9 protein-coding genes, 1 tRNA gene and 1 pseudogene are annotated in these 11,726 nt (G+C 51.7%); 7 read left to right on the top strand and 4 right to left on the bottom strand.

What is annotated here, in order from left to right:
* Positions 1-196 precede the first annotated feature (196 nt).
* Positions 197-619, top strand: a complete 423-nt coding sequence (gene ndk, locus AC2T28_RS10750; protein ID WP_486748994.1) for a nucleoside-diphosphate kinase — start codon at positions 197-199, stop codon at positions 617-619.
* Between the two features lie 75 nt (positions 620-694).
* On the opposite strand, the gene AC2T28_RS10745 is transcribed toward ndk, so the two are convergent.
* Positions 695-1,027: a TfoX/Sxy family protein gene (locus AC2T28_RS10745; RefSeq protein WP_486748993.1), complete on the bottom strand. Its 333-nt coding sequence runs from the start codon at positions 1,025-1,027 to the stop codon at positions 695-697.
* Positions 1,028-1,138: 111 nt separating this feature from the next.
* Here AC2T28_RS10745 and AC2T28_RS10740 point away from each other — a divergent pair, with 111 nt between their 5' ends.
* Positions 1,139-1,951, top strand: a complete 813-nt coding sequence (locus tag AC2T28_RS10740) for a class I SAM-dependent methyltransferase (RefSeq protein WP_486748992.1) — start codon at positions 1,139-1,141, stop codon at positions 1,949-1,951.
* Between the two features lie 171 nt (positions 1,952-2,122).
* Here AC2T28_RS10740 and AC2T28_RS10735 read toward each other — a convergent pair whose 3' ends face one another.
* A complete protein-coding gene (locus tag AC2T28_RS10735) occupies positions 2,123-2,737 on the bottom strand; it encodes a response regulator (protein ID WP_486748991.1) in 615 nt (204 codons plus the stop codon).
* A 361-nt stretch (positions 2,738-3,098) separates the two neighbouring features.
* Between AC2T28_RS10735 and AC2T28_RS10730 the strand changes: the two genes are divergently transcribed.
* The 4 genes from AC2T28_RS10730 to AC2T28_RS10715 all read left to right on the top strand — a co-directional run bounded on the left by AC2T28_RS10730 (position 3,099) and on the right by AC2T28_RS10715 (position 9,548).
* Positions 3,099-3,632, top strand: a complete 534-nt coding sequence (locus tag AC2T28_RS10730; protein ID WP_486748990.1) for a putative pterin-binding protein — start codon at positions 3,099-3,101, stop codon at positions 3,630-3,632.
* Between the two features lie 197 nt (positions 3,633-3,829).
* Positions 3,830-6,145 carry an ATP-binding protein gene (locus tag AC2T28_RS10725; protein ID WP_486748989.1) on the top strand — a complete coding sequence of 772 codons (2,316 nt, stop codon included), beginning with the start codon at positions 3,830-3,832 and terminating at the stop codon, positions 6,143-6,145.
* Between the two features lie 292 nt (positions 6,146-6,437).
* Positions 6,438-6,512, top strand: a tRNA-Asn gene (locus AC2T28_RS10720).
* A gap of 828 nt (positions 6,513-7,340) precedes the next feature.
* Complete coding sequence (locus AC2T28_RS10715) at positions 7,341-9,548, top strand: adenylate/guanylate cyclase domain-containing protein (RefSeq protein WP_486748988.1); 2,208 nt, start codon at positions 7,341-7,343, stop codon at positions 9,546-9,548.
* Between the two features lie 7 nt (positions 9,549-9,555).
* Here AC2T28_RS10715 and AC2T28_RS10710 read toward each other — a convergent pair whose 3' ends face one another.
* Positions 9,556-10,035 carry a YHS domain-containing (seleno)protein gene (locus tag AC2T28_RS10710; protein ID WP_486748987.1) on the bottom strand — a complete coding sequence of 160 codons (480 nt, stop codon included), beginning with the start codon at positions 10,033-10,035 and terminating at the stop codon, positions 9,556-9,558.
* A gap of 14 nt (positions 10,036-10,049) precedes the next feature.
* Positions 10,050-10,646 carry an ankyrin repeat domain-containing protein gene (locus AC2T28_RS10705; protein ID WP_486748986.1) on the bottom strand — a complete coding sequence of 199 codons (597 nt, stop codon included), beginning with the start codon at positions 10,644-10,646 and terminating at the stop codon, positions 10,050-10,052.
* 322 nt (positions 10,647-10,968) lie between these two features.
* On the opposite strand from AC2T28_RS10705, the pseudogene AC2T28_RS10700 reads away from it, so the two are divergent.
* Positions 10,969-11,433: pseudogene (locus AC2T28_RS10700) on the top strand (FecR family protein); the annotation flags it as partial.
* Positions 11,434-11,726 lie beyond the last annotated feature (293 nt).

Here is an 11,726-nt window from a genome sequence, read left to right as displayed (position 1 = left end):
CCGGACGTAGCAGACCATGAAGGACTACGCCAGCCTCAGTTCTTTGCTCGCAAATGATCTGTCTGACTGTGTTGTTTGGTTCGCCAATAAGCCAACAGAAGCCTTTCCAAAGGCTGCCCATCGTGTTACCGGAGCGCCAAATAAATTCACCGACGCTCGGGCGATTTGTCCGAACTCGATAAACAGGAGAAGCCCAATGGCTCTGGAACGTACATTTTCGATCATCAAGCCTGATGCAACACGTCGTAACCTGACTGGCAAAATCAACGCCAAGTTCGAAGACGCTGGTCTGCGCGTAGTTGCGCAAAAGCGTATTCACCTGACCAAAGCTCAGGCTGGCGAGTTCTACAAAGTGCACGCTGAGCGTCCTTTCTACGACGAACTGTGTGAATTCATGGCGTCGGCTCCGATCGTTTGCCAGGTTCTGGAAGGCGAAGGCGCCATTGCAAAGAACCGTGAAGTCATGGGCGCAACCAACCCTGCAGACGCAGCTGCTGGCACCGTTCGTGCCGACTTTGCTGAATCTGTTGGCGAAAACTCGGTACACGGTTCCGACGCTCCAGAAACTGCAGCTGTTGAAATCGCTTACTTCTTCTCCGGTCTTGAACTGGTTGGCTAAACCTTAGCCGTCAAAAAATTAAAGGGCCGTCTGTTTGATACAGGCGGCCCTTTTTTGTTTGCAGATCCAGAAAGTTCAGCGGCGCTTTTCGATGACGCCAATTTGGTTCAACACGGTCTCAAGTTCTGACAGGCCCTTGTCGAACGCGCTTTCTTTGATGGCGTCGAACCGAACACGCAGTGCCTTTTTCTCTTCACCTTTGCAATCGTTCCAAGGTCGCCCCTGAAGGCCCATCACCAGAACATAGTATCCAATGAAGTGCGGTTTTGAGCCGGTCCTCAAAAGTCGAGAGTACGTTTCATCTGCTCCCAATTCACGTAATTCTTCTGCTGTGGTGATGCCTGCCCGGGCGCAAGCTTCTTCATATGCCGGGCCCAAGTTTCGGATGGATGAGATTGGTGTGTTCATGTTTCGTTTCTTACGATGCTTACTTTCTGATGTCACCCATAGAATGAACTTCTAAAACTTGCTCCGAATCTTGCCGTCGGATAAGCCGTCCACAGCATTTAGGGGGCGCAAATGAACTTACTTCGGCAGATTTTTTACAAGAAACGTAAATTCTATGACGATGATTTCGATTGGGAGCACTACACGGCGGACAGTTATCATCGCAGGTTAAAGGGCGATGTCGAAACCGAGTATCGTGCGATTTCCGATAAAGACGAATTGCGTTTTGATGCCGAAACCGGCGCCGTTATATCTACGGGCGAAGCGATCCATCCGAACCCTCATTTGATTCTTGAAGTGATTGGCCAGCTAAACGTCGCCTCGGCACATGAAGTAGGCTGCGGAGGAGGGGACCATGTGGCTAACGCTTCGACATTGTACCCGGATGTTCAGGTCACCGGAGGCGATCGGGGCGAAACCCAGCTGGACTTGGCTCTGCAGCGTCATCCGCAGCTAAAAGGAAAAGTTGGGTTGCAAGATATTACAATGCCCTTTTCCAACCAGTGGCCGAACCCTGAACTGGTTTATACTCAAGCCGTCATCATGCATATCCACACAGCGGTAAGCCATATGGTTGCTTTGTCCAACTTGATCAGGATGGCACAGAAACATGTGCTGCTTGTGGAAAATCAGCAATGTCACAATTTTGTTAGTGATTTGAAATCATTGCATGAGGGAGGGCATCTTGAGTGGCCCGTTCTCAATATCTACCAAGTTGTCGGGTCCACCGGGGCACGAGGGATTTTGTTGTCCAATCAGGAATTGGATTACCCAAAGCTAGAGACGGATGCTGATATTCGCAAGGATATGAAACCTTCGCCGCGCCGGTTGAAACGTTCAGATGAAGACAGCGCGCGTGGGATATTTGGATTTACGGGACGCTGATAAATGACTGCAAGCCGACAGAGACACCTTTAATTTTCACCTTTTCCTATGCTTTGGAGAAGGTGAAAAATGTCGGAAAGGGAAGTAAAAAGAACCGCGGCGCTTGTTCGCTCTCATGACGGAGCGCGAATGCTGGTAATGCACTGGTCGAAACTCGGGTTCTATCGTGGGTTAAAAAAGCCCGGCTTCTTTTGCGGTTAGTGCAGCCTGAGTACGGTTCTTAGCGTCTAGTTTGCGACAAAGCGTGCGCACATGTAACTTGATGGTGACTTCCTGTAGCTCAAGATCTCGTGCTATTTCTTTGTTCGACTGACCGCGGCAAAGACCGCTAAGAACTTCGAATTCACGTGGGCTTAGCTTTTCAGCCATTGGGTGAACAGACTCTTCTGACTGATTGCGCAATAGCTCTACTGGCACATAAACTTCACCTGCGCTCATGAACCGTACTGCGTTTAGCAAAGATTTGGCCCCCATCGTTTTGGGGAGATAGCCAATGGCGCCTGCATCCAGAGCTTCTTGCGCAGTATGAGATGGTGCACTGCCGGATAAGATAGCAACGCCTTTTCCGCCGTTGCTTTTGAGGGCGCGCGATAAACCCTCTAATCCAAACATCCCAGGCATGTTGTAATCAAGGAGGACAAGATCAAATGGGCCAGTACTTTCGATTTGATCCAGAGCATCGGTGAGGTTGACCGATGAAATAACCTCAGCCCCACCCACTGAGTGAAGATAGGCTGATATGGTTTCGCGGACCATGTCATGATCGTCTGCCAAAAGTATGCGCATGAAACTCACTGAGTGGATTAAGTTCCTCACACCAGCCTACAAGGGTAGGCGCTTCAAATCCATCTACTTTTTTTTGGAAGGGGAGCGTTTATTTTTTAGGAAGGGGAGCGGCGATTTTTATTGTTATACCTGGCCCCCTTCAGCGCCTGGCCTCAAGCAAGTTTTAGTCGAATTGTATCCCATTGCATACCTGCCAATAGGTGGGCTGATCCTCAAATATGTTTAGTTCAACTATGCTAAAGGATAGTCAGCTATACCTTGGTTATAATGCGTTTAATGTGATTTTGTGGCACAATCGCTTTGGGCGAAATTATTGGCGCCAAGGAAGGACGTTTTGGGGCGCCTATAGTGGGGGTACAAAATGACACGTTTAACGGCCTTTTTTCGTACTAGTGTTCTCTGGTTGCTTCCAGTGATCGGCTTTGCTGATACAACTAATCAAAGAGAGACGGTTCTGCTGGTGGTTGAAGTGCCGGGTAAGCTTGGCGGCAGTTCAAGCCAGATTCAGTTTACCATGGAGGATCTGCGTAAGATGCCCACGGTTGATTTTGAAACAGAGACCATCTGGTTTACCGGAGCCCAGCATTTTGCGGGGGTACGTCTGGTAGAGCTTATGGAGGCCGTCGGCGTGACAGAGGGAACACTGGCAGTGTCGGCCGGTGATGGCTTTACGATTGATATAGATATGTCGCTTGCAGCTGAATTCGGCACGGTTATTGCCTATAAGCGCAACGGTGAACCGATGACGGTTCGCAAAAAAGGCCCCCTGCGTTTGGTTTATGATTATGATGAATTTCCACCTTTGGTTAGGGAAAAGTTGTATTCCCACACCATTTGGCAGATCACCAAAATCCAAGTTGTGCCTGAGGATGGCAAAGAGGGCGCGCGCCGGTGAAGACCGGGCGAGCCTCAACGAGTACTCGGCTGGCCCTTTCGCTAACTGTTTTGTTTTTAGCGTCGCTAACAGCACTTTCAGTTCTGTTAGGTCGCATGGTTCTCACGGAACTCGAAAAAATAGGAACGTTCGGAAACGTTGGACCGATAGCATCGGAACGGTTGGTTTGGAATTTGGCACAAGTCCAGGTTGAACATATGCAGTTAAAAGAAAGCATCTATTTAGTCGACCAGGGTGGAGAGCTGGAAGATCTGAGATTTAATTTCGATGTCTACTACAGCCGGATGGCGACACTGCGCGAGAGTCCCATGTTCGCGAATTTACGTGCAAACGAGCACATCTTCAATCTGCTGATAAGGATACAAAGCCGCTTGGATAACATGGCGCCGGTGATTGATGGCCCTGACCAAGGACTTTTGAATGCGCAAACAGAGTTCGAGACTGCATTAGAGGGAAACTGGCGAGATGTAAGGGCGCTGGCACAATACGGACTGCTTACAGAATCGCGAAACGATGCCGAGAACAAAGTGCACTTGTCGTCGACGTTACAAAGGCTTGGCTGGGTGTTGCTTGCCTTGGTGATTGCACTGGGACTAACAGCCCTTATCGTATGGAGATTGGTTCATCGTGGTCAGGTCTTGGCGGATGCAAACAAGGCATCAGCCGCACGTATGCGCACGATGGTACGCTCGTCGTTGGATGCCATCCTGATGGTCGACATGCGCGGGAAGATTCTTAGCTTTAATGGGGCCGCCCAAGCAATCTTCGGGTATACCAGCGACGAAGCTGTTGGACAGCGTATGGTCGAATTAATAATTCCAGACCACCTGCGCCAATTTGTCATTGATAATATGGCGAGTTTTAAAGCCACGGGCGGGGGTATGATTGTCGACCATGGGCTGTTGCAGCTTGAAGGATTGCGCAAAGGCGACAGCGTTTTTCCTATGGAAATCAGTGTGTCCTCGAGCAAAACCGGCAACGACGAAGTGTTTGTCGCCTTTCTGCGCGATATTACGGCCCGCGTAGAAGGGGAGGCGGAGTTGCGACGTGCCCGTGATGATGCCTTGGCCGGCGAAAGAGCCAAAGCAGATTTGCTTACCGTCATGAGCCACGAGATCAGAACACCGCTGAGCGGTATCCTTGGGGCAATCGAGCTGCTGGAGAGCAGCAAAATGCTGCCCGAAGAAAAACGTTATCTACAAGCAATGCGGGATTCTGGCGAGTTGCTGCTTCATCACGTGAACGAAGTGCTCGAGATGTCCCGCCTGGATGCAGGTGTCACGCCCGAGCGGTACAGGGCGTTTCATCTGCCCGAAATGATGCAGAGGCTGGTCGACAGTCAGCAGGCCACTGCCCAGTCTTGCAACATTGAACTCAGTCTCCAGTGTCGCATAACCGATAGGCCCATCGTTCTAGGCAGTGTCGAACGCATTCAACAGGCCCTGTTGAGCCTGATTGCTAATGCGCTGAAGTTCTCTGAAGAAGGAGCGGTACTGGTCGAAATTGAGCGGCTTGGCAGTAATGACATGATTGAATTCCGGGTGAGCGATACGGGCTACGGCATAGCCCAAGAAGACTTAAATCGAGTGTTTGATGATTTTGTAACGTTGGACAGCAGCTACAGTCGCACACGTGAAGGCACCGGATTGGGATTGGCGATCACACGGCGCATCATCGAGAAAATGGGTGGCGAAATTAGTGTAGAAAGCGAGTTAGGGGAGGGGAGCCTGTTCCGGTTTTCCCTGCCATTACGCGCAATCTCCACACACCACGAACAGCAACCCAACAGGGTCGTTGACGTCGTCGAACCCAAGCGTCTGCTGGTTGTCGAAGACAATGACATTAACCGTATGCTTTTGGAAAAAATGCTGCAAAGGCAGGGGCATCTCGTCGACTGCGCCGCTGGCGGGGCTGAGGGCGTCGAGTCGATCCGTAATTCTAGTTATGATCTTGTTTTTATGGATATAAGCATGCCCGGTGTCGATGGGATAGAAGCTCTGAAGACAATTAGATCTCAGAAGCTGGCCGAGGATACCGAGATCGTGGCGTTAACGGCTCATGCGGCGACCGATGATCGGGGCAAAATACTGAGTGCGGGCTTTACAGAAGTTATCACCAAGCCTGTGTCTCAGGCGAAGCTGGCAGAAATGATAGGGCTTTATACCAGCGGCATACAGGTTCTGGCATCAGAGGATGAAAATACTGATATTCAGCAGTTTGTTGCGGCGTTGGGAGCAGAACGCGCTCAGGGATTTCTTGATGATTTTTGCAAAGATGTCGTGCGCCTGCAAAGTTCACTTGATGCAACCGAACGCATAAGCCCTGTTCAGCAAAGCGAGGCCCATCGCCTTGCCGGGTCGGCGGCTGTCTTAGGCCTCAGTGAATTGCGCGCATGCATGCTAGAAATTGAATCTGCCGACCAAGACGAAAGTGTTTCGCTGGCAGCTCTGCAACAAGCATGGACCGAGGCGGGGCGAATACTGGCACTACATCTAGATAGCTCTCGCGCCTAAATGTAAGTTGAGTGGTGGTATTTCCCCAGGGTGCGGAAAACGTCGGCCAGTAAGGTCCTGTATCCATCAAATTCAAATACGCGCTAGACGTTTGGGGCATTGGGTCAGTTATAACAGTCTGAGAGCATGGCCAAACCAGAAGAAACCCCAGTTAAATTGAGACCAAAATTACCAAAATAACAGGTTTCTTGTGGTCGGATTTCCAAGACTACCAACGCATCCAAAAAAAACGATTTATTCGGTGTTTTCTTCTGGACGTGATGATTATGAGGCCCTATACGACGGCTCACATTCCGGCGTAGCTCAGCGGTAGAGCAGTTGACTGTTAATCAATTGGTCGTAGGTTCGATCCCTACCGCCGGAGCCATAAAAAGCCCTTGAGCCCAAAAGCTTAAGGGCTTTTTTGGGACCCAACTTCAGATGGCTGAGTGTGTTTGGGTCCCGAGGTGGATCCCAAAATCTGTATTAGTGAACTATGTAATGTTCCTACTTTGCCAGCGTTGCGATCACCTATCGACCGATACCTGCCCTCACCCCGGCACCTCGCCCAATAGCCAGAGATATTGCGTTATAGGGCCCGCTTACAAAATTCGACATTTCTACACTTTTGACAATTCAGTCAGAGGCCCTTCTGGCTGCCTATAACCAATGTGGCAGCCCTCGCGCGCCTGCCATGGGCTCGAACCAACCTTTCGCCGTCACGGAAAGTGAAAATTGGCACCTCCCAAATCGACTGGCAAAGGTAGCTATCAGCTCTATTTTATGGCGTTAGCATTCATTGGGCGCTAACAACCCGAAATGACATGGTTCTGTATTCGGTTACACGAGGCAGGGTAGGTAGAAACGGATGACAACTGACCTTCGCAGCGCCAAGCTCCGAAGGCAACAATGCGCAGTAGATCATCTTTTGAAAAGCCGCGGCACCAAGTGTGCTGGGCCGACAAGACCGGACCTCAGCCGAACTTCGTGGGCGGCGCAGCGATTGGCCGCCCGGGAAACACAACGCACTTTGACCGAAGTTCAAAGTCGGCCACTAACGCTCCTCGTTCGCCGGTTGGAAATTACTATTATGGGATATTGCCAGCCCAATGATCGGGAGCGACAGGAAATGAGAGCACGGACCATCGCATAAGTGAGCCAATTCTGCTGTAGTGTTTGAGACAAGTGTAATTTTTGTCGCAATCAGCGAGGGAAAATGGAGCGCCGCCTCACAGCAATTCTTACCATAGACGTTGTCGGCTACAGCGGTCTGATGGCGAAGGACGAAGCGGACACCTATGTTAGGTTGCGGGCTGAGCGAAATAACTTCCTCGAGCCTACTGTTGCCACACACAATGGGCACATTATTAAGCTGATGGGCGATGGTGCCCTTATCGAATTTCCCAGCGTGGTCGATGCCGTTTCCTGTGCGATTGCAATTCAGGAGAGCGTCGCGAAACGTCAGGTCGATGTTCCGCCCGATCAACGAATTCTGTTTCGCATCGGCGTCAATGTTGGTGATGTGATCGCAGAGGAGGGAGACATTTATGGCGACGGAGTAAATGTCGCCGCCCGGCTCGAGGCGCTGGCACACCCCGGGGGCATCTGTGTTTCGCGCGCAGTTTTCGAATACACACGCGGAAAGGTCGATCACCCCTTCGAGGCTATGGGCGAGCATCAGGTCAAGAATATCCCCGATCCCATCGACGTCTATCGCGTGGCCATGCAGAATACCGTCGGTAAACCTCCGCGCACGCCACGGCCCATGATGTGGTGGCTCACGCTCGGCAGTGGTGGGACCGCTGTAGTGGTGGCGGGACTTGTACTCTGGTTTCAGCCTTGGCTTCCGCCCCCTTCGCCGCTTCCCTCTCAAGAAATTCAGGCTCCCGCGGATCGGCCTTCGCTTGTTGTGCTTCCGTTCGACAACCTGAGCGCTGATGCCAGCGACGACTATTTCGCAGACGGATTAACGGACGATCTGATTACGGACCTCTCGGGTCTCTCCGGGTTGCTGGTCATCGCACGTAATACGGCGTTCACCCTGGCAGACCAACCTGTGGACATTCGCGAAGTAGGACGTAAGCTTGGCGTCCGCTATGTACTAGAGGGTAGTGTGCGCCGCGCCGGTGATCGTATCCGCATCAACGCCCAGCTGATTGATAGTCAAACAGGTGACAGCCTCTGGGCTGACCGGATTGAGCGCAACGCTTCAGATATTTTTGCGGTTCAAGACGAGGTAATCCGCCACATTGTCGAAACTCTTTCGGTCCGGCTCTCACTGTCTGAGCAGAAGCGTCTCGAACGCCTGCCGACCCAAAATCTCGAAGCATACGACTATTATCTACGCGCCGAACATGCAGCCCGGACAGGCTTTCGTCCACAGCTGAACGAGGCACTGGCTCTTTACACAAAGTCGACGGAACTCGATCCTGAGTTCGCTCGGGCTTTTGCGGCGATAGCGAGGACCGAGGCCTATGTCATGCGTAGCAACTACGACGATGTTTTGGCATTCCCGGTTGCTCGAAAGCGAGCCTATGAACACGCCAGCAAAGCGCTGAAGATCGACGCGGAACTCTCCTTAACCTACTCTGTACTTGCAGAACTACAGGTGATCGACGGTCGCTATGAGGACGCTCTAATCTCTGCTGAACGGGCTGTCGCCTTGGGACCAAACGAGGCAGAAGCCTATGCGGCACTGAATCTCGTACATACCTTTAGCGGCCGCCATGCCGACGCGGTTGCGGCGATCGATGCCGCACAGAAGCTGAACCCAAACCTTCCTAATGGAACCCGCCTCGACGCCAGTTTAGCCTTCATGTTTAGTGGCCAGCCAGAACGTGCGGTCAGCATGCTCGAACAAGCTCGCGATGCGGCACCGAACGTCGATGAAATCTACGCATATCTCGTTGCGGCCTACACATTGGCAGATCGCATAGAGCATGCCCGCGCTGCAGCCACAGAGGCGGAACGTCTAGAAGCAAACATGTCCGTGGAACTATACCGGATGAAGTTTGGACATCTCCGCAGAGCGGAAGACTTGAAGCTGTTTCTTGGCGCGCTCACCCGGGGTGGATTACAAAAATGGCCATGGGGCTTCGATGCCGGAACCCGTGAGCCCCTGACCGGAGATGAAATCAGGCACGTTACTTTCGGCCGCACATGGCAGGGAAATGTCGAAGGGATCGGCCCCGGTGTTACGCAAATCGGTGCAGATGGTTCATTGGCATTTCGTACAAACGCTTACATCGCAACGGGGGAAGTGACCGTTTCGGGCGACATGTTGTGCGAACGTGTCGAATCATTGTCACTCGGTCGAACCGTCTGTGGTCCGATTTATCGCAACGCCGCCTCTGGGGTCGAGGGGGAGTACATGTACACCTACGTCAACGCGACAAAAGTCTTTCATTTTTCGCCGGTCGACTGATCCTGTTTCAGTTGCTCAGTTCCTGCTCAACACGCGCTTTCACTTCAGGCCAATTGGCCTCGGCTTTTGCCAGCCATTCGTCCCGTGAAGGCCCATCAAGCTCACCAACATATTCTGCAGCGTAGACGAAATAGAGCTTGTCATCGATGATCCGCCAAGATGTTTCGGGATCGATATTTTCTGCGGCGTGCCCGTCCAGACCAACACCAAGGGTACAGTAACCGCCATATTGTGGCGCGTACTTGCCGGGATTATACGCGAACATGTCTCGATGTTTTGCGTTGGCGAAATGCCACGGTGTACCGAGCCAGTTGTGGGAGAACTCTTCCGAACCTTTCATTGCTCGACCCTCAGAAAAATATGCGACCGTGTCATAGCCCTTTATTGCCACCCCGCCAAAAAGACCGGTGTTTACCGGGTCGGTCGCAAAAGCAGGGCCGCCGAATACCACCATAATTGCGAACCAAAATCGGAGAAAAACATACATTTTCGACCCTCCTGCTATTTGCCATATTCAACGCATTTCCTGTAATATTCTTCTGTCCCCAGCACCTCACTAGGTTGGCAGACCGCGCCGTTTTGCTTTAGCAATCGCACCATCTCAATCCGGTTTTTTGACCATGCCCCGGTCAGCGCAGAAAATCCGTCTCTGTCCAAAATACTTATATTTGCACCGCGCGCGATCAACAGCCGAGCAACTTCCAAATTGTTTTCCTCTGCCGCTACGATTAAGGGTGTCGCGCCAGAAACATTCCGGACGTCTTCAAGACCAGCGCCGTTGGCTAGCAATAACGCCGCGACTTTTGCACTTCCAGCATAGGCCGCGGCATGCAGAGCTGTGAACCCGCCAGTGTTGCGCGCCATTACATTGGCGCCACGGTCAATTAGGATTTCGGCAATTTTGACATCGTCGCTCAGCGTGGCTGCAGTTAGTGGTGTTTCCTTGTTTGGGCCTAATGCGTCAACATTCTCACCAGTCGAAATAAGATGCTCGACTGACCCCAGATCACCCATCTTTGCCGCATCATAGAGCGCACCGGCTTCAGCAAAACCGGATATCAGAACTAGAGCAAAGGTCGATAGGCCAACGCGTAACATGAACGGCCCTCCGCATTTATCATACCACGAATTGTAACATTCTAACATCGTTTCTTCGACGTCTCCGGCTTGACCTGCCTTTTGCTCGCAGATGCTGGTGAATATTCCAATAGCTGAATGCAAAGCGCACTTTTCTCCGTCGCCGGCTTATGCGGCACGCCATCAATCAGCCATCAATCCTTGCAAAAATCCAAAAACTAAGTAATACTCCGCGCCACGCAGAAAGCTAAGATTCAGGCACATTTTGGGTCCTGAAGGACCGACAAATAGAAGCGGTCCCCATAGCGACCAGCCCATCGTAGTCTCTAGGAGGAGACACTACATGACATGGTGCGGCCTCATATTACGATATGGAATCTGCGCGCTTATTGCGACGCACTTTAGTTCTGCCGAGGCATCGATTGGGAAGGTGCTTGAGGTTAAAAGCGGCGCAAACGTTACGAGCGACGGGCGAAGACAGCGCATTTCAGCTGGTATGCCGGTGGATACCGGAGACGTCATCAAAACCAACAAAACCGGTATCGTTCAACTACTTTTCAATGATGGCACAAAAATTGCAGTGGGCCCAAATTCCACGATGACCGTTGACGCCTCTTTCAATCGTAGAAGCAATCGGGCAAGCCAATTTAACATTAACGCTATTGGAGGATCATTCCGTTTTGTATCAGGAAATAGCAGGCGCAAAGCATACACGGTAACCACCCCAACTGCCACGATGGGTGTTCGAGGGACAATATTCGATTTTTGGGTTTTGTCAGACCGCCAAACTTCAATGGCAATTCTTAACGGCTCAGTGCGCATGTGTGGGAGTAGTGGGAGTTGTTCGTTGGTGAGAGGGTCCTGCAAAATTGCAGCAACTACACCTCGCGGAACCATCGGCGTCCCGAACGGACCGCAACAAGCAAGCGCGTTACTTTCTTTAGGTTTCCCCTTCATCTTGTCTCAGAGGGCGCTCAATGAACAATTGCATGCACCAACAGCCGGTTGCAGGCGGCACCAAGTTCCACCAAATCAAGCAATTTTCAACCCCCTAATCACCCCCCCACAACCTTTGCTTCCCTTTGTGCAACCTCCGGTGCC

It is taken from the genome of Parasedimentitalea nitratireducens (genome assembly GCF_057444295.1).
Note: the sequence above shows the minus strand (reverse complement) of the source record. Positions and strands in the feature narration are given on the sequence as shown.

Excerpts from the sequence above, each read along its gene's own strand:
- AC2T28_RS10715 (WP_486748988.1), top strand. The coding sequence starts at position 7,341 with ATGGAGCGCCGCCTCACAGCAATTCTTACCATAGACGTTGTCGGCTAC.
- ndk (WP_486748994.1), top strand. The coding sequence starts at position 197 with ATGGCTCTGGAACGTACATTTTCGATCATCAAGCCTGATGCAACACGT.
- AC2T28_RS10725 (WP_486748989.1), top strand. The coding sequence starts at position 3,830 with ATGCAGTTAAAAGAAAGCATCTATTTAGTCGACCAGGGTGGAGAGCTG.
- AC2T28_RS10735 (WP_486748991.1), bottom strand. The coding sequence starts at position 2,737 with ATGCGCATACTTTTGGCAGACGATCATGACATGGTCCGCGAAACCATA.
- AC2T28_RS10710 (WP_486748987.1), bottom strand. The coding sequence starts at position 10,035 with ATGTATGTTTTTCTCCGATTTTGGTTCGCAATTATGGTGGTATTCGGC.
- AC2T28_RS10730 (WP_486748990.1), top strand. The coding sequence starts at position 3,099 with ATGACACGTTTAACGGCCTTTTTTCGTACTAGTGTTCTCTGGTTGCTT.
- AC2T28_RS10740 (WP_486748992.1), top strand. The coding sequence starts at position 1,139 with ATGAACTTACTTCGGCAGATTTTTTACAAGAAACGTAAATTCTATGAC.
- AC2T28_RS10745 (WP_486748993.1), bottom strand. The coding sequence starts at position 1,027 with ATGAACACACCAATCTCATCCATCCGAAACTTGGGCCCGGCATATGAA.
- AC2T28_RS10705 (WP_486748986.1), bottom strand. The coding sequence starts at position 10,646 with ATGTTACGCGTTGGCCTATCGACCTTTGCTCTAGTTCTGATATCCGGT.